At 46.2% G+C, this 17093-nt stretch carries 11 protein-coding genes and 2 rRNA genes; 4 read left to right on the top strand and 9 right to left on the bottom strand.

The annotated features are described in order from the left end of the window. Window positions 1–19: 19 nt before the first annotated feature. From KCV09_RS12195 to ilvD, 3 genes are all read right to left on the bottom strand, one after another. Window positions 20–1339 (bottom strand): NAD(P)/FAD-dependent oxidoreductase, encoded by a 1320-nt coding sequence (locus KCV09_RS12195; protein WP_004944591.1) that lies wholly within the window; start codon window positions 1337–1339, stop codon window positions 20–22. Between the two features lie 179 nt (window positions 1340–1518). Continuing rightward, window positions 1519–2847 (bottom strand): hypothetical protein, encoded by a 1329-nt coding sequence (locus tag KCV09_RS12190; protein WP_212515217.1) that lies wholly within the window; start codon window positions 2845–2847, stop codon window positions 1519–1521. Window positions 2848–2919: 72 nt separating this feature from the next. Beyond that, window positions 2920–4605 (bottom strand): dihydroxy-acid dehydratase, encoded by a 1686-nt coding sequence (gene ilvD / locus KCV09_RS12185; protein WP_119690666.1) that lies wholly within the window; start codon window positions 4603–4605, stop codon window positions 2920–2922. Between the two features lie 312 nt (window positions 4606–4917). On the opposite strand from ilvD, the gene fmt reads away from it, so the two are divergent. Both fmt and rsmB read left to right on the top strand, forming a co-directional pair. Next, window positions 4918–5877, top strand: coding sequence for a methionyl-tRNA formyltransferase (gene fmt / locus KCV09_RS12180; RefSeq protein WP_111812402.1), 960 nt, complete (start codon window positions 4918–4920; stop codon window positions 5875–5877). Next, window positions 5874–7178: a 16S rRNA (cytosine(967)-C(5))-methyltransferase RsmB gene (rsmB, locus tag KCV09_RS12175; RefSeq protein WP_212515216.1), complete on the top strand. Its 1305-nt coding sequence runs from the start codon at window positions 5874–5876 to the stop codon at window positions 7176–7178. The genes fmt and rsmB overlap by 4 nt, the downstream gene beginning before the upstream one ends. Before the next feature lie 31 nt (window positions 7179–7209). Here the strand turns inward: rsmB and zupT are convergent, their stop codons facing one another. The 4 genes from zupT to KCV09_RS12155 all read right to left on the bottom strand — a co-directional run bounded on the left by zupT (window position 7210) and on the right by KCV09_RS12155 (window position 11578). After that, a complete protein-coding gene (zupT, locus tag KCV09_RS12170) occupies window positions 7210–8016 on the bottom strand; it encodes a zinc transporter ZupT (RefSeq protein ID WP_004944576.1) in 807 nt (268 codons plus the stop codon). Between the two features lie 82 nt (window positions 8017–8098). Further along, window positions 8099–8242 carry a methionine/alanine import family NSS transporter small subunit gene (locus KCV09_RS12165; RefSeq protein ID WP_212515215.1) on the bottom strand — a complete coding sequence of 48 codons (144 nt, stop codon included), beginning with the start codon at window positions 8240–8242 and terminating at the stop codon, window positions 8099–8101. 12 nt (window positions 8243–8254) lie between these two features. Further along, window positions 8255–9733, bottom strand: a complete 1479-nt coding sequence (locus KCV09_RS12160) for a sodium-dependent transporter (protein WP_004944572.1) — start codon at window positions 9731–9733, stop codon at window positions 8255–8257. A 396-nt stretch (window positions 9734–10129) separates the two neighbouring features. Then, window positions 10130–11578 carry an aldehyde dehydrogenase family protein gene (locus tag KCV09_RS12155; protein ID WP_151815237.1) on the bottom strand — a complete coding sequence of 483 codons (1449 nt, stop codon included), beginning with the start codon at window positions 11576–11578 and terminating at the stop codon, window positions 10130–10132. Between the two features lie 325 nt (window positions 11579–11903). Here KCV09_RS12155 and KCV09_RS12150 point away from each other — a divergent pair, with 325 nt between their 5' ends. Further along, entirely contained in the window at window positions 11904–13001 is a 1098-nt protein-coding gene (locus tag KCV09_RS12150) for a zinc-binding metallopeptidase family protein (protein ID WP_004944564.1), read from the top strand. A gap of 156 nt (window positions 13002–13157) precedes the next feature. After that, window positions 13158–13697, top strand: coding sequence for a type 1 glutamine amidotransferase domain-containing protein (locus KCV09_RS12145; RefSeq protein WP_004944561.1), 540 nt, complete (start codon window positions 13158–13160; stop codon window positions 13695–13697). A gap of 71 nt (window positions 13698–13768) precedes the next feature. On the opposite strand, the gene rrf is transcribed toward KCV09_RS12145, so the two are convergent. Together rrf and KCV09_RS12135 are read right to left on the bottom strand one after the other, a co-directional pair. Next, window positions 13769–13883: ribosomal RNA gene (gene rrf, locus KCV09_RS12140) — 5S ribosomal RNA — on the bottom strand. Between the two features lie 185 nt (window positions 13884–14068). Further along, a 23S ribosomal RNA gene (locus KCV09_RS12135) occupies window positions 14069–16957 on the bottom strand. Window positions 16958–17093: the final 136 nt, after the last annotated feature.

The following is a 17093-nucleotide window of genomic DNA, read 5'->3' as shown; positions in this document are numbered from 1 at the left end:
AGGTGAGCAGCAGATGGAGTTAGTGCAATTTAAGCTGTGGTGAAGAACCTTTTGAGAGCAAGTCTTTGATGATCATTAAACTGGTCTTGAATACCCCATGCAAAGCCACCTGATGAAAACGATACAGCGAGATATACATCATGCGGGCAAACAGACCATCGACATTAATATTACCCAAGATATTGCCCACGGTACTCTGATCGCTCAACGACACCAAGGAGCCTTTGTCTTTAAACTCAAAGCTACCCAGTGATTTACCTTCTAAACGCAGCGCCATGGCTTTGGCTAAAAAGATAGCTTGCTGATTGGCCACCTGTGCACGCGGCGGAACTGGGCGCTCTGCACCTGCGGGAATGTAACAGGCACAATCTCCCATGGCAAAAATGTCTTCATCGAGTGAGCTTTGCAAGCTGGCATTGACCACCAGTTGATTAATTCGGTTGGTTTCCAAACCACCAATTCCTTGCAAAAAATCGGGCGCTTTGATGCCGGCAGACCAGACTTTTAAGGTGGCAGGAATCTCGATTTCATCTTCGCAGTAGACCGTATGTGCATCAATCTCGACCACTCGACAATTTTTGATCACCTGCACACCAATCTCACGCAGTGTGGCTTCGGCATCGTGTGATACCCGTTTGGGTAAGGCAGGCAAAACGCGAGGTGCCGCTTCGATTAGGCTGATTTTGACATCTTTAGGGTCGATACTGTTTAGGCCATATTTGGAAAACTGATTGGCTGCATGGTGTAATTCTGCTGCCAGCTCTACGCCAGTTGCACCCGCCCCAATAATTGCAATATTGAGTTGCTTGTGATGATGTTGTACCAGATTTTTAGCCTGCGCCTCTAAATACAAACTTAAAAATTCGCGCTGAAAACGATCGGCCTGAGGTCGGGAATCGAGAAAAATACAGTGCTCTTTGGCACCTACAGTGCCAAAATCATTGGAGGTCGAACCAATGGCAACCACAAGGGTGTCGTAGGCAATACTGCGTTCTGGCGCAACTTCTTTACCGTCTTCATCTTGAAGCGCTGCCAATAAAATCGTTTTGTCTTTACGGTCAATATCAATCATGCGCCCCAGAAAAAACTCAAAGTGATGCTGGCTGGCATGGGCAAAATAATTTAACTCGTCTTCGTAAGAATTGAGTGTGCCGGCCGCAACTTCATGCAGCAAGGGTTTCCAGATATGCGTGAGGGCAGCATCAACCAAAATAATCTCGGCTTTATTCCTTTTTCCCAGCTGGTTACCCAAACGCGTGGCCAGCTCCAATCCTCCTGCACCGCCGCCAACAATGACGATTCGATGTTGTTTTTCGGCATACTTGTTTTGAGTCGACATAACATCCTCCAATTTTCTTATGCATGACGACCCATCAGCAGCCATGCATAAGAAAATTGCAAGCTATTATAAACATGAATAATTTGAATAAAAAATAAACTTTTACAGCGGCTGTGTAGTTTTAGGTAATCAATCTGTTTGTGCTGGTCTCATTCAATGCGACATGCTTAAAAAGCGCATCACAATTCATTTTTTGATGCGCCAGATGATTGGGCGAATGATACAACCGCGTCGTGTCTATACTGCTGCTCCAGTACATGACTAAAAATACTTTCAATCAGCCAGACACGATACAAGCTGTTAAACACATATTGCTGTCCATCAATACGTAAGGCCAGTACCGGAAAATCGGGTTGATGATGTGCAATACAGGCCTGATCATTGTAGTTTAAGCGCTGCAATACTTCATCTTCTGGCAATAAGCTGTCAATACGCAACTGCTGACGCAAGGCTTCAAAGTGTGCCTTAAAAGACAGGTCGCGTCCTTTGGTCCAGACTGCTTCTAAAATACAATGAATGGTCTCGATCTGCTGCTCTTCGGGCACACTATAATACAGCTGGGCCATATTGTGCGTTGCAGCCTCTGTCGGACGGCAAAACGGCGTGAATGCCACTTCAGTCCGTTTAGATAAACGAGTGGCCAGACTCCAGTCAAACCAGTCACGCCCCTGATACGGCAGTGGATACACATTGAGCTTGATGTCGTAGTAATTGGCCAATTCTTCACGAATATAAGCCAGTAATAACCAGCTGATCGGATCTTCAAGCGCAATAAACAGATCTAGCTCGGGTTTGAGTGCCTGAATCTGAGCCAATTCTTCAGCATCATTGATCAGATGCTCACGCCATTCAATATGATTGATCAGAAAAAGCGGTGCACCGGTCAAAAGTTTTTGCTGACGCAAACGACGGGCCAGTCGGAGTAAATCATCTACTGCGTGGTAGTTACGGCCACCAAATTCAAAGAAACTTGCTGCCACTGGTACATCTTTAAAAATTCGTTCTGGAAAGTTTTGCGGGCTATGCTGCTGACTGGCCATGGTATATAAGGTTCGTAGCTTGCCATATTGCTGCTGCCACAGCATATGAAATACATCTTCAAGCAAGTACAAAAAATCTTTACCAGTCAGCGGGGTATTGCGCAAAATTACTTCGGCTTGTTGCAAAGATTCAGGTGTGGGAAGTTCTGGTGTTTCATCAAAGCTAAAACGATGCTGCCGAGCCAAAATTTTGGCGTCGTTCAAACAATAATTTTGCCAGTCGGCATGCGACATACTATTTGGCGGCGCGGCGGCTTCGCGCGAAATAATGACTTTGAGCGGCTTAAGTTCGTCGCTTAAAATATCATCAAGATGATTCAGCTGTTGTACGGCAAGATAACTGTAGACATCGTCTAGACGCAGATAAATCTGCAATCCTTGATCGGTTGGTAAAACCGCCTGACGCGAAGGTTTTTGATAAAACCAACTCGACCGAATCGGATCAAACCAACGTCTTAACAGTGACATGTATAGCGCCTCGAACAATAAACCCCTGTAATCATACAAGGGTTCATAACAATTTAGGGACAATATGATCAATTATAGATCAAGATTTAGATCGGTAACTGCACCTTTGTCCGCACCCACTGCAAGTTTTGCAAATTTCGCCAAAGCCCCGCTGGTATATTTCGGTCGTGGCTTTTGCCATTGTGCACGACGTGAGTCCATCTCATCGTTAGAGATATGTAAGGTGATCTCACGTGTTTCTGCATTGATGGAAATTTTATCACCATTTTTAACCAAACCAATAGGTCCGCCGTCATAGGCTTCAGGCGTGACATGACCAATGACAAAGCCATGACTTCCACCAGAAAAACGACCATCGGTTAACAGTGCCACCGACTGCCCTAGGCCTTTGCCAATGATGGCAGAGGTAGGTTTGAGCATTTCGCGCATACCCGGGCCGCCTTTAGGGCCTTCGCCACGAATTACCACCACTTCGCCTTCTTGAACCTCGCCTTCTAAAATACCACGCATCGCGCCTTCTTCACCCTCAAACACGCGGGCCGGACCTTCAAAATACAAACCTTCTTTACCAGTAATTTTGGCGACAGCACCGGTTGGTGACAAGTTACCTTTGAGCACCACCAAGTGTGAATCTTTTTTGATAGGCTGATCAAAAGGCAAAATAATGTCCTGACCCGCTGGATAATCTTCTACTTCGGCCAAGTTTTCGGCCAGTGTTTTACCCGTTACGGTTAAGCAGCTGCCATCTAACATACCCTGTTGTAGCATGCGTTTCATCAACGGCTGGATGCCACCAATTTTGATCAGCTCAGACATCAGGTATTTGCCTGACGGACGTAAATCGGCCACCACCGGCGTTTCTTTACCAATACGAACAAAATCGTCTAAATCTAAATGCACACCTGCGCTATGTGCCATCGCAATCAAATGCAATACTGCGTTGGTCGATCCGCCCAGTGCAATCACCACCTTAATCGAGTTTTCAAAGGCAGCTTTGGTCATGATGTCGCGCGGACGAATATTGAGGCGTAGCAGATTCATCACCGCCTCGCCAGCACGATGACAGTCCTGACGTTTATCTTCTGAAATAGCATCTTGTGCTGAAGAACCCGGTAAACTCATACCCAAAGCTTCAATGGCAGAGGCCATCGTGTTGGCAGTGTACATACCGCCACACGAGCCAGGACCAGGCAGCGCCACTTCTTCGATGTGCTTGACCTGAATGGCATTGATTTCACCTTTGGCATACTGTCCCACCGCTTCAAACACCGAAATCATGTCGGTATGCCCCTGACCCGGTTGAATGGTGCCACCATAAATAAACAGGCCGGGACGGTTTAAGCGCGCCAGTCCCATGATACAGCCCGGCATGTTTTTGTCGCAGCCACCAATGGCAATCACCCCGTCATAGCCCTGACAACCAATCACAGCCTCAATCGAGTCGGCAATGATCTCACGCGATACCAAGGAATATTTCATGCCTTCGGTTCCGTTTGAAATACCGTCGGAAATGGTAATGGTATTAAAAATAATACCTTTGCCGTTGGCTTGGTTTATCCCTTGCTCAACTTCACGTGCCAAGCCATCGATATGCATGTTGCACGGCGTGACATTGGCCCAAGTCGATGCGATGCCAATAAAGGGACGGGTAAAGTCGTCATCCTTAAATCCGACTGCACGCATCATCGAGCGTGCAGGTGCATTTTCGATCCCGTCATAAACCGGTGCCGAATGCTGGCGTATTTTGTCATTACTCATGCGTTTTTCTCCGTGGCTGAGGCAAGGTCCTGTCGCTACGCGGGTATCACCTCATTGGTGTTGTGCTGTTTTTTTCGCCCGTCACTGAATACAATAACGAAAAAACGCTATTAAATCTTGTTACACACGGCAAAGTGAAATGAATAATTTTTTGGTAATTCATAATCTATTTTTATGACTTTGATTTTATTTTATAAATTTTTGTATGGCTGATAAGTTTTGAGTACGGATCGTATCGAGAATAATGCGCTTTTTCGCGCTTAGCGGGGTTTTGGCTTATACTGGTGCACATGTTTATTTTGGAATGTCTGTGTGAAGATTATTTTTGCTGGCACCCCTGACTTTGCTGCATCTGCATTAGACGCTTTGCTGCAAACATCGCACGAAATTGTTGCTGTCTATACCCAGCCTGACCGTAAAGCAGGTCGCGGGCAAAAATTAACGCCCTCACCGGTCAAACAACTGGCCTTAACGCATCATTTGCCGGTGTATCAGCCCTTGCATTTCAAGTCTTCGACTGACGAGGGCAAAAGCGCCCAAGCCGAACTGGCCGCTTTAAATGCCGATGTAATGGTGGTTGCTGCCTATGGTTTGATTTTACCCCAAGTGGTGTTAGATACGCCAAAATACGGTTGTCTCAATATTCACGGCTCATTGTTGCCACGCTGGCGTGGAGCAGCTCCGATTCAGCGTGCCATTGCCGCAGGTGACCCTGAGACAGGCGTGACCATCATGAAAATGGCGGCAGGACTAGATACTGGCGATATGTTGCTAAAAACACACTGCCCTATTCTAGACACCGACACCTCTGCCCACTTATATGAAAAGCTGGCCGAACAAGGCGCAGAGGCCATTTGCACGGTGCTTGAATCTGAGCAGCAATTACAAAAACTACTGGCCGAGCGTGAAGTACAAAACGAAGAGCAAACCGTTTATGCCCACAAGCTGACCAAAACCGAAGCTCGAATTGACTGGACACAAGATGCCATTCAGATCGATCGAAATATCAGGGCATTTAACCCATGGCCTGTCGCGTTTATTCCACTCGATGATCAAAATAATCTTCGGGTGTGGCAATCGGCTGTTTCAACCCTGAGTGCAGCAGACACCCAAGCAGGGCAAATTATTGCCATCGACAAACAGGGCGTGCATGTGTGCTGTGGTACAGGCGTGGTTTGTCTTAAAGCATTACAATGGCCAGGGGGCAAAGCATTAAATCCTGTACAGATTGCACAGACACAAAAACTTAATGTTGGGCAGGTACTTGCATGAAACAGTTTCCGCGTCCAAGTACAGACCTCAATTTACGTGCCCAAGTGGTCAGCACCCTACTCAAAGTGCAGCAAGGTCAGTCACTCTCGGGGATTTTGCATCAGCAGCTCAATGACATTCCGGATCGTGATCGCGCCTTGTTTCACGAACTGGTCTTGGGTACGTTGCGTCAGTGGTTTGCCTTAAAAGCCATTACCCTGCCCCTATTGACCAAACCCCTTAATAACGAAACGGTCGAAAGCTGTTTGTATCTGGGGCTATACCAAGTGCTGTGTACCCGTATTCCGGCACATGCTGCTATTTCTGAAACCGTCACAGCCACCAAGCAACTGGGCTTTCATGCCTTAAGCGGGATTGTGAATGCCATCTTACGACGTGCTACTCGTGAAACAGATGCATTTCAAAGCCAGCTACAACAGGCACATGGCTTACCAAGCTGGTTGTACAAACGATTAAAAAGAGACTGGCCAGCACAACTCGATGATCTCTGCCAACAGCTTAAACACACCGCACCGCTGACCTTACGCATTAACCAGCGCCAGATCGGACGCCATGCTTATCTGCTCAAACTGCAAGCACAGTCGATACAAGCCAGAGCCTGTGCATGGTCGGATGTAGGTATTGTGATCGAGCAGTCAGTTCAAATCACCGAGCTGCCGGGCTATCAACAAGGTTGGTTTTCGGTACAAGATGAACATGCACAGCTATGCGCCAGTTTGTTGCACGATCTAGACCAGAAAATCGTGCTGGATGCTTGCGCGGCACCGGGCGGTAAAACGGCGCATCTGCTTGAGGCATTTAAACCTGAGCAGCTGATTGCGCTGGATCATGATGCCAAACGTTTACTGCGTGTCAGTGAAAATATTTCGCGCTTACAGTTAGATGCCTCAAGACTTGAGATTCTTGCCGCAGATGCCACCACATGGCAGGCGCCTGACACATTAGATTGTATTGTACTGGACGCCCCTTGTTCGGCGATTGGTGTATTACGTCGCCATCCCGACATTCGCTTACTCAGACAATCGACCGATATTGCACAAACCGTAGCGTTGCAGCAGCAGATTTTGAAAAATCTATGGCCTCAACTGAAGGTCGGCGGAACGTTACTCTATATCACCTGCTCCATCCTCAAACCTGAAAATGAGCAACAAATGCAGGCCTTCTTTGCAGAACATGCCAACGCATCGGAGCTTAAAATCGAGGCCGACTGGGGGATTGAGCAAGCTTACGGACGCCAACTGCTACCGACCTCTGGACAAGGTGACGGATTTTATTACTGCCTCATCAAAAAAATCGCATAACGCGATTTATTAGCTGGCGGTGTGATGTGTCTCAGATCCATTTAAACAACACCAGACTCACTGCCAGCACCGCCATGCCTGTAACCAGTCCATATACTGTTTCGTGACCTCGACCATAGCGCTGGGCAGTGGGTAAAAGCTCATCCAGTGCAAGATACACCATCACGCCTGCAATCAGTCCAAAAACGATACCAAACACCAAATCCCCCATGTAGGGCGCTAACAGGAAATAGCCGAGTGCGGCACCAACTGGCTCGGCAAGACCAGAGAGTAGACTGGCCAAGATCGCATAGGACTTTTTGTTGGTGGCCATGTATACCGGTACGGCAATCGCAATCCCTTCAGGAATATTATGAATTGCGATGGCGACTGCCAAAGGTGCACCAAGCATTGGACTGTCTAAGGTTGCAAAAAAAGTGGCCAGCCCCTCTGGAAAATTATGTGCCGTGATGGCCAGCATGGTCAATAATCCGGTCCGCTGCAATTGACGCCGATCAAGCTGCTGTGCCGTATTTTTTTCGACCAAATCATGTGGGTTAGGAACCCATCGATCCAGTAGCAATACTCCAACCACACCCGCCAAAAATGCAGCCGTTCCCCAAGCAAAGCCGATCTTGTCATCAAAAACTTGGCTAAACGCATGGATTGATTTATTCAGGATTTCTGTGAGTGAGATATAAATCATCGCACCAGCAGAAAAGGCCAGACCAAAAGAAAGCAGACGAAAGCTGGGCTGCTTGAAGAACAGCACAATTGCTCCCCCTATGAGGGTGGCGAGCCCTGCAAGTAAGGTCACACTAAATGCAATCAAAACCTCGGAGCTCAATAGTGCCGTCATATGCTATTGATCCTAAAACAAGAAAGCCATCATCTTAATTGATAATGACTTTCATTTACAATTTGTTTTATGGCGCTTTTATTTAGAGTGTGTGCTGATCATTGACATCCTCAAGCACATCATCGAGCTCTTCTGGATGCTTCATCAAATGAAGAATCGACAAAATCAGCCCGCCCCAAACAAAGACCATGGAGATAATCATCATAATGATTGCAAACTTATTCATACTGGTTCTCTCCTAGCGATCTTTCATTTTACTAAGTACCACAGCAATCACAGCACAGAACAACACACTGCCCCAACCAAAGATGCCCAGCAAACTTGCGCTATAAGTATCATAGCCATTTTTGATTAAATTATATACGGTCATGCTGAGCGTGGTTAACAAAATCAGCGACGTAATTACAGTTAAGGTGAAATCCCAGCCTTTACCTAATTGAATGGTCGAGATGCGATTAACGTGATCACGAAGCGCTTTGAGAGCAGTACGCTTAAACCATGCAACACTAATAATCGACAATAATGCACCGCCGATAATGCCAATATTGTTAATGAAATGATCAATAATATCGACCAGCTTGATGGCATTAACGCTTGAAAATAGAAAGATCGACACGACCGCACTGCCACCACCAATAATGGTCACGGCTTTTTTACGTCCCCACTTTAGCTTGTCTTGCATTGCTGCAATGGGAACTTCCAAAATACTGACCATCGAGGAAATACCGGCGACAAACAAAGACGAGAAGAACAGCAAACCAAAAAGATCGGCGCCAGCACCCAAGCTCGAAATAATTTTAGGAAACGCAATAAAGGCTAGTCCAATACCGCCACTGACCACCTCTTTGACTTCACTGCCTGCCGCATGCGCCATAAAGCCCAGTGCCGCAAAAATCCCGATTCCAGCCAAAATTTCAGTTGATGCATTGGCAAAACCTACAATCAGGCCCGATCCAGTGAGGTTGGTTTTGGGTTTTAAATACGATGCATACGTCACCATAATACCAAAGCCCACCGAAAGTGAGAAAAAGGTATGACCATAAGCTGCGAGCCAGACCTTATAGTCCATCATGGCAGCCCAGTTCGGGGTAAAAAATGCATTCAAGCCTTCGACAGCACCCGGCAATCGTAAGGACTGAATCACCAAAATGGTAAACAAAACAAAGAGCAATGGCATAAAGATCTTATTGGAGAGTTCTACGCCCTTTTTCACGCCACCATACAAAATAATCAAGGTCAGTGCCCAGATACCCAGAATTGGCCAGAACAAATGACTCACAAAAGTCAGATCAAGCCCCGATGCTTTGCTGGTTTGCAAATAAGTATTGAAGAAAAAATCTTCTGGATTACTGCCCCACATTTGACCGACGGAGAAGTAAATATAACTACCGGCCCACGTGAGTACACTGGCGTAGTACAGCCCAATTACGATACAGACACAGACCTGCCACCATCCCAGCGTTTCGCCGCCTTTAAATAATTTACGATAAGCTTTGGGTGGTGAACTGTTACTGCGATGCCCCACCGCATAATCGAGAAATAACAGCGGTAAACCTGCGGTAATCAGTGCCAGTAAATATGGAATTAAAAATGCACCACCGCCATTTTCGTAGGCCACATAAGGAAAACGCCAGATGTTGCCCAAGCCTACGGCAGACCCCACCGCAGCAATAATAAAACCTGATCGCGAGGACCAGTTTTCACGAGTATCAGTCATAATATAAATTCCCTGGTTTTTCTTGCTTAAATTTTTATTGATTACTGCAAGAAAAATACCACCTGTAAAATCTTGAACGTATTGATGGCAGCCTCGCTGGGTAAGCTTCACGACATGCCCCAAACAGACAAAAAACTGTTCCTTCTTCCTTAAAGATGGTTCATGTGGTTTTTGTCTTTCTTATGCTTGAACAATACCTGTTTTTATCAAGATTTTCTCTTTTTTGATGCATTGATTCATGAACTGGATAATCATTTCAATCAGATTTGCCTATTTTTAAAGCAAAAATATGTTTTGAGTCGATCTGTTGATCAGGCTGGCTTAACAGATATCACCATTTCAAAGAAAAAACTGTTCCACGTGGAACAGTTTTTGTACAGCGTTGGACACTCAAGCTTAGCCGTTTTTGATGACTAATAGCCGCTCTTCTTGCATATCCCGAACAGCGGAATGAATTCCTTCACGCCCTAAACCGGAATCTTTGACGCCTCCATAAGGCATGTTATCTACCCTGAAAGTGGGAATATCATTAATGATCACCCCACCCACCTGTAAATGCTCCCATGCATACAGCATTTTATTTAGATTTTGAGTGTATACACCTGCTTGTAAGCCAAAACGACTGCGATTTATTTTGGCAATTCCCTGCTCAAAATTTTTGTATTTTTCTAAAATGGCAACAGGCCCGAAAGCTTCATCTTTATAAATCTCGAGGTTTTCATCCACCTGTTCTAACAACGTCGCCTCAAATAAAACACCATTAAGTTCGCCACCTGCCAAAATTTTGGCGCCTTTTTTCTCTGCTTTGTCTATCCATTTTTTTAAGCGAACCGCTTCTTTTTCCTTGATCATTGGCCCAACTACTGTCGACTCCTGTGCCGGATCACCCGCTTTGAGTTTTTTCACTTTGGCCAGCAGTTTCTTTTTCAGCTCGGCATAAAGATCACTATGAACCAAAATACGCTGTACGCTAATACACACCTGCCCTGACTGACCGTATGCTCCCGCAATTAAACGATCAATCAAAGCGTCTGTTAGCGCTGTATCAGGCTCAATCATGACCGCAGCATTGCCACCAAGCTCAAGCGTAACCTTTTTACGGCCAGCTCGGGCTTTCATATCCCATCCCACCTGATCTGAACCAGTAAAACTTAGCATTTTAAAACGGTCATCAGTTACCAAAATATCTGCCGCACTGCGCTCACAAGGCAGTATCGACCACGCTCCTTGAGGCAGATCAGTTTCAGCCAAGATTTCAGCAATCTTGAGGGCACTAATAGGCGTCAAACTGGCTGGTTTGAGTACAAAAGGACAACCTGCCACAATGGCGGGTGCAATCTTGTGTGCGGTCAGGTTCAGTGGGAAGTTAAACGGACTAATCAGCGACAAAGCCCCAATAGGAACATGCTTCACCATGCCTTCATAAGCTGCCGCAACAGGCGTCACAGCCAGTGGCATCACCCGGCCAGCATCCATTTGCGTGGTCGCATCGGCCGCCAGTTGAAAGGTATTGATCAACCGCTCAACCTCAGCAGCGGCTGCAGCGCGTGGTTTGCCTCCCTCTGCTATTAAAATATCAGTCAGCAGCGCTTTTTCTTGCGTAAAACGTCGCACACAATGCAGTAAAATCTGCTGCTTTTGATACGGGTTAAGCGCTGCCATATCAGCTTCGGCTTGTACCGCTGCAACAGTCGCTTTTTCTAGGGTCTTGGCATCAGCGACTGCAACACGCGCATATACCTCACCGGTATATTTATGATGAACATCCAGCCATTGCCCAGTTTTACTGGCTTTTCCAGCCACATAAAGTGGATATTCGATTGGTTTTTTGGAGTTTGTTGTCATTCTGGTTCCTTATTGTCATCTATCGAATTTATAGATTCTTTCTGGCTTATATGCTTATCATTATCGCTTTGAGTATGGAAATACACTGTGTTTCGGTAACAAAAAAAGACCTTTGGCAAAGCCACTCGTCTGGCTTTTACGATCATTATGTTATTCAATCGAGTATTAAATGGCCCAGCATATTCTTTGCTCAGATGATTTCATCGGCAACAATTTCACGTATAATTGAAACTGTAATGTGCATTGGTTGATCAGCTTGATCAAGTCTTCTACTGTTGTCTTTATCAGGCCCAGCAGCTCTCCACCGTCATAAAAGATCATTCCTATGAAAGTTTTCTACTGTCACAATTGCCATCATCAGGTATTTTTTAACAATACCTTTTGTCAAAACTGCAATGCGTTGCTGGGCTATCAAGTGAATCGCAAGACGATTGGAACTTTTGATCGAATTGAAGAACTAAAGTGGAAAAGCCTGAATCCAGACGATGCAGGAGAGTTATATAAACCCTGCTACAACTACCATCATCATCATGCCTGTAACTGGATGGTTTCAGCAGATGACCCAAATATTTACTGTGAATCGTGTCGGCTTACGCATACGATTCCCGACTTATCCATTAACAACAGCACGATGTATTGGCATCGACTTGAACAAGCCAAACGCCGTTTTTTATATCTGACTCAACAACTCAATATCTTTCCACGTCCCAAAAAAAACGATCAGGATCGTTATGGTCTAAGATTTAATTTTTTAGTGCCTTTGCCAAACCAACCCGTGATGACCGGTCATCATATGGGCACCATCACCCTCAATGCCAGTGAGGCCGATGTGGTTCATCGTGAAAAAACTCGACTCGATATGGGCGAAAACTATCGAACCGTTTTGGGACATTTCCGTCATGAAAGTGGGCATTATTACTTTGATGTCATGACCTATTTATATCCAGATTGGCTTGAAGAGTTTCGTTATTTCTTTGGCGATGAACGACTAGACTATGGTCAGGCGCTACAAGAATATTATGAAAACGGGCCAATCATGAACTGGCAAGAGTTTTATATCAGTCGCTATGCCTGTGCACATCCATGGGAAGACTGGGCTGAAACATGGGCGCATTATTTACATATGATGGATACCCTAGACACGGCTTATCATTCAGGTCTGTGTATCGAAGCCAATCGTAAAAACGATCCGGATATGCACTTCAAAGAATCACCGATTGGATCTGTCGACTTTGAGCATACCATTAATAACTGGTTTGCTTTAAGTTACTCACTCAATGCACTAAACCGAAGTATGGGATTGGGCGATGCTTATCCGTTTACTCTATCTAACGGGGTACTCGATAAATTACGATTTATTCATCGAACCCTGATGAAAGTCGCGCTCAAACCTGAAACTCGTAATCCTTCAGAGTTAATATAAAGATAAACATCATCCTCCATGACTGCGATTCAATCGAAAAGGTATTGAATCCTTACAAATTTGATCTAACGACACAGTTCACGTATAAAACTGCAACACGGTTGGGTAAAGGTATTGGTTAGTCTTGAAGCACTCATGACAACAACGAGACCAACAATGACCAAACATGTGCTTTTTATTACCTCAAATGCAGGTATCGAACATGACGAGCTAATCAAACCACTCGAATTTTTAAAATCAAAAGGTTTTGCTACACAGCATGCTGCTGAGCATCACAAAGCGGTTCAAACTGTTGTTGGAGATCAAGAATTAGGTGAAAAATATTCGCCAGATTTAGCTTTAGCTGATGTTGATCCCTCAGCCTACGACTTACTCGTCATTGCAGGTGGTACCGTCAATGCCGATTTATTGCGTTTAAATTCAGACGCGCTCAATATTATTCAACACTTTACCGACCAAGGAAAGCCCATCGCCGCGATTTGTCATGCGCCGTGGGTATTTATCAATGCAGAACGCATTAAAGATAAAAACCTGACGTCGTATAAAAGTATCCGACTAGATCTTGAAAATGCAGGAGCAAACTGGGTAGATGAAGCCGTTCATCGCTGCAATACAGGCGGATGGGTACTGATTACATCACGTAATCCAGATGATATTCCTGAATTTAACGCTGCAATTTTAAAAGAATTAAGTTAAGTGGTTTTCCACTTATTTTTAGTCATAAAAAAGCCCCCTTAACGTATGTTAAGGGGGCTTTCGTATTTAAAAGCTGGCGATGACTTACTCTCACATGGCTAACGCCACACTACCATCAGCGCGAAGAGGTTTCACTTCTGAGTTCGGGAAGGGATCAGGTGGTTCACTCTTGCTATTGTCGCCAGCAAACTGTTTATGGACATTTTCGGGTCTTACTTAGACTGTGGATTGTATCTCACAGCGTGTGCCGTACTTTGTACCAAATGAGTTTAACGGATTGGAATATTGAGTCGGTATTTTATGTTCTAGCTTTCACTAAATCAAGTATTCGTATCGAATTTATCTTGATACAACAACTGTTTGGGTGTTGTATAGTCAAGCCTCACGAGCAATTAGTATTGGTCAGCTTCACATATCACTATGCTTCCACATCCAACCTATCAACGTCCTAGTCTTGAACGGCTCTTTAGAGGAATAAATTCCTAGGGAAATCTTATCTTGAGGTAGGCTTCCCGCTTAGATGCTTTCAGCGGTTATCCCTTCCGAACATAGCTACCCGGCGATGCGACTGGCGTCACAACCGGTACACCAGAGGTTCGTCCACTCTGGTCCTCTCGTACTAGGAGCAGATCCTCTCAAATTTCCAGCGCCCACGGTAGATAGGGACCGAACTGTCTCACGACGTTCTAAACCCAGCTCGCGTACCTCTTTAAATGGCGAACAGCCATACCCTTGGGACCTGCTTCAGCCCCAGGATGAGATGAGCCGACATCGAGGTGCCAAACACCGCCGTCGATATGAACTCTTGGGCGGTATCAGCCTGTTATCCCCAGAGTACCTTTTATCCGTTGAGCGATGGCCCTTCCATACAGAACCACCGGATCACTAAGACCTACTTTCGTACCTGCTCGACTTGTGGGTCTCGCAGTTAAGCGCGCTTTTGCCTTTATACTCTACGCGTGATTTCCGACCACGCTGAGCGCACCTTCGTACTCCTCCGTTACTCTTTAGGAGGAGACCGCCCCAGTCAAACTACCCACCAGACATGGTCCTCGCCCCGGATTACGGGGCAGAGTTAGAACCTCAACATTACCAGGGTGGTATTTCAAGGATGGCTCCAATGGAACTGGCGTCCCATCTTCAAAGCCTCCCACCTATCCTACACAAGTAAGGTCAAAGTTCAATGTCAAGCTGCAGTAAAGGTTCACGGGGTCTTTCCGTCTAGCCGCGGGTACACTGCATCTTCACAGCGATTTCGATTTCACTGAGCCTCTGCTGGAGACAGCGCCGCCATCATTATGCCATTCGTGCAGGTCGGAACTTACCCGACAAGGAATTTCGCTACCTTAGGACCGTTATAGTTACGGCCGCCGTTTACTGGGGCTTCGATCAAGAGCTTCGCTTACGCTAACCCCATCAATTAACCTTCCAGCACCGGGCAGGCATCACACCCTATACGTCCACTTTCGTGTTTGCAGAGTGCTATGTTTTTAATAAACAGTTGCAGCGGCCTGGTTTCTGCGGCTGTCAATCGCTCAGGGAGCAAGTCCCATCACCATCAACAGCGTACCTTCTCCCGAAGTTACGGTACCATTTTGCCTAGTTCCTTCAGCAGAGTTCTCTCAAGCGCCTTGGTCTACTCGACCTGACCACCTGTGTCGGTTTCGGGTACGATTCCTGTGTAACTGAAGCTTAGAGACTTTTCTTGGAAGTATGGTATCAGCCACTTCGCTAGTAAACTAGCTTGCTATCGACTCTCAGCATAGAGCACCCCGGATTTGCCTAAGATGCATGCCTACTGTCTTCCACCTGGACAACCAACGCCAGGCTGACCTAACCTTCTCCGTCCTCTCATCGCATTACACAGAAGTATTGGAATATTAACCAATTTCCCATCGACTACGCCTTTCGGCCTCGCCTTAGGGGTCGACTCACCCAGCCCCGATTAACGTTGGACTGGAACCCTTGGTCTTTCGGCGAACGGGTTTTTCACCCGTTTTGTCGTTACTCACGTCAGCATTCGCACTTCTGATACCTCCAGCAGACTTCTCAATCCACCTTCATCGGCTTACAGAACGCTCCCCTACCACGTAACTTAAAGTTACATCCGCAGCTTCGGCACATAGTTTTAGCCCCGTTACATCTTCCGCGCAGGCCGACTCGACTAGTGAGCTATTACGCTTTCTTTAAAGGGTGGCTGCTTCTAAGCCAACCTCCTAGCTGTCTATGCCTTCCCACATCGTTTCCCACTTAACTATGATTTTGGGGCCTTAGCTGGCGGTCTGGATTGTTTTCCTCTTGACTACGGACGTTAGCACCCGCAGTCTGTCTCCCGGATAGTACTCATAGGTATTCGGAGTTTGCATCGGTTTGGTAAGTCGGGATGACCCCCTAGCCGAAACAGTGCTCTACCCCCTATGGTATTCGTCCGAGGCGCTACCTAAATAGCTTTCGGGGAGAACCAGCTATCACCAGGCTTGATTAGCCTTTCACCCCTATCCACAAGTCATCCCCTGGCTTTTCAACGACAGTGGGTTCGGTCCTCCAGTTAGTGTTACCCAACCTTCAACCTGCTCATGGATAGATCGCCTGGTTTCGGGTCTATACCCAGCAACTATACGCCCTATTAAGACTCGGTTTCCCTACGGCTCCCCTATGCGGTTAACCTTGCTACTGAATATAAGTCGCTGACCCATTATACAAAAGGTACGCAGTCACCGAACATGTCGGCTCCCACTGCTTGTATGCATGCGGTTTCAGGATCTATTTCACTCCCCTCACAGGGGTTCTTTTCGCCTTTCCCTCACGGTACTGGTTCACTATCGGTCAGTCAGGAGTATTTAGCCTTGGAGGATGGTCCCCCCATATTCAGACAAGGTTTCACGTGCCTCGCCCTACTCGTCATCATTGCGTGTGCCCTTTCGTGTACGGGAATATCACCCTCTACGTTCGCACTTCCCAGAGCGTTCCACTAGAACACACACAACTTAATGGGCTGTTCCCCTTTCGCTCGCCGCTACTAAGGGAATCTCAATTGATTTCTTTTCCTAAGGGTACTGAGATGTTTCACTTCCCTCGTTCGCCTTGCATGACTATGTATTCATCATGCAATACCTATCTTATGATAAGTGGGTTTCCCCATTCAGACATCTCCGGATCAAAGGATATTTGCCGCCTCCCCGGAGCTTTTCGCAGGCTATCACGTCTTTCATCGCCTCTGACTGCCAAGGCATCCACCACATGCACTTAATTACTTGACTATACAACCCCAAACAGTCGCTAATGCCTACAAGTAGCATTATCAACATTACAGTTTGAAGTACTGTGAATTGAATCACCGTACAGCTTCAATCTAAATTCATATACCAAAACGCTTGATTCAGTTAATTTGCTAGT

The sequence above is a fragment of the Acinetobacter soli genome (genome assembly GCF_018139125.1).
In the GTDB taxonomy this organism is placed as follows: Bacteria; Pseudomonadota; Gammaproteobacteria; order Pseudomonadales; family Moraxellaceae; genus Acinetobacter; species Acinetobacter soli.
Note: the sequence above shows the minus strand (reverse complement) of the source record. Positions and strands in the feature narration are given on the sequence as shown.

What these genes read in the sequence shown, in the direction of transcription:
- KCV09_RS12195 (WP_004944591.1), bottom strand. Translation starts at nt 1,339, where the DNA reads ATGTCGACTCAAAACAAGTATGCCGAAAAACAACATCGAATCGTCATT.
- KCV09_RS12165 (WP_212515215.1), bottom strand. Translation starts at nt 8,242, where the DNA reads ATGAATAAGTTTGCAATCATTATGATGATTATCTCCATGGTCTTTGTT.
- rsmB (WP_212515216.1), top strand. Translation starts at nt 5,874, where the DNA reads ATGAAACAGTTTCCGCGTCCAAGTACAGACCTCAATTTACGTGCCCAA.
- KCV09_RS12190 (WP_212515217.1), bottom strand. Translation starts at nt 2,847, where the DNA reads ATGTCACTGTTAAGACGTTGGTTTGATCCGATTCGGTCGAGTTGGTTT.
- KCV09_RS12160 (WP_004944572.1), bottom strand. Translation starts at nt 9,733, where the DNA reads ATGACTGATACTCGTGAAAACTGGTCCTCGCGATCAGGTTTTATTATT.
- KCV09_RS12155 (WP_151815237.1), bottom strand. Translation starts at nt 11,578, where the DNA reads ATGACAACAAACTCCAAAAAACCAATCGAATATCCACTTTATGTGGCT.
- zupT (WP_004944576.1), bottom strand. Translation starts at nt 8,016, where the DNA reads ATGACGGCACTATTGAGCTCCGAGGTTTTGATTGCATTTAGTGTGACC.
- KCV09_RS12145 (WP_004944561.1), top strand. Translation starts at nt 13,158, where the DNA reads ATGACCAAACATGTGCTTTTTATTACCTCAAATGCAGGTATCGAACAT.
- ilvD (WP_119690666.1), bottom strand. Translation starts at nt 4,605, where the DNA reads ATGAGTAATGACAAAATACGCCAGCATTCGGCACCGGTTTATGACGGG.
- KCV09_RS12150 (WP_004944564.1), top strand. Translation starts at nt 11,904, where the DNA reads ATGAAAGTTTTCTACTGTCACAATTGCCATCATCAGGTATTTTTTAAC.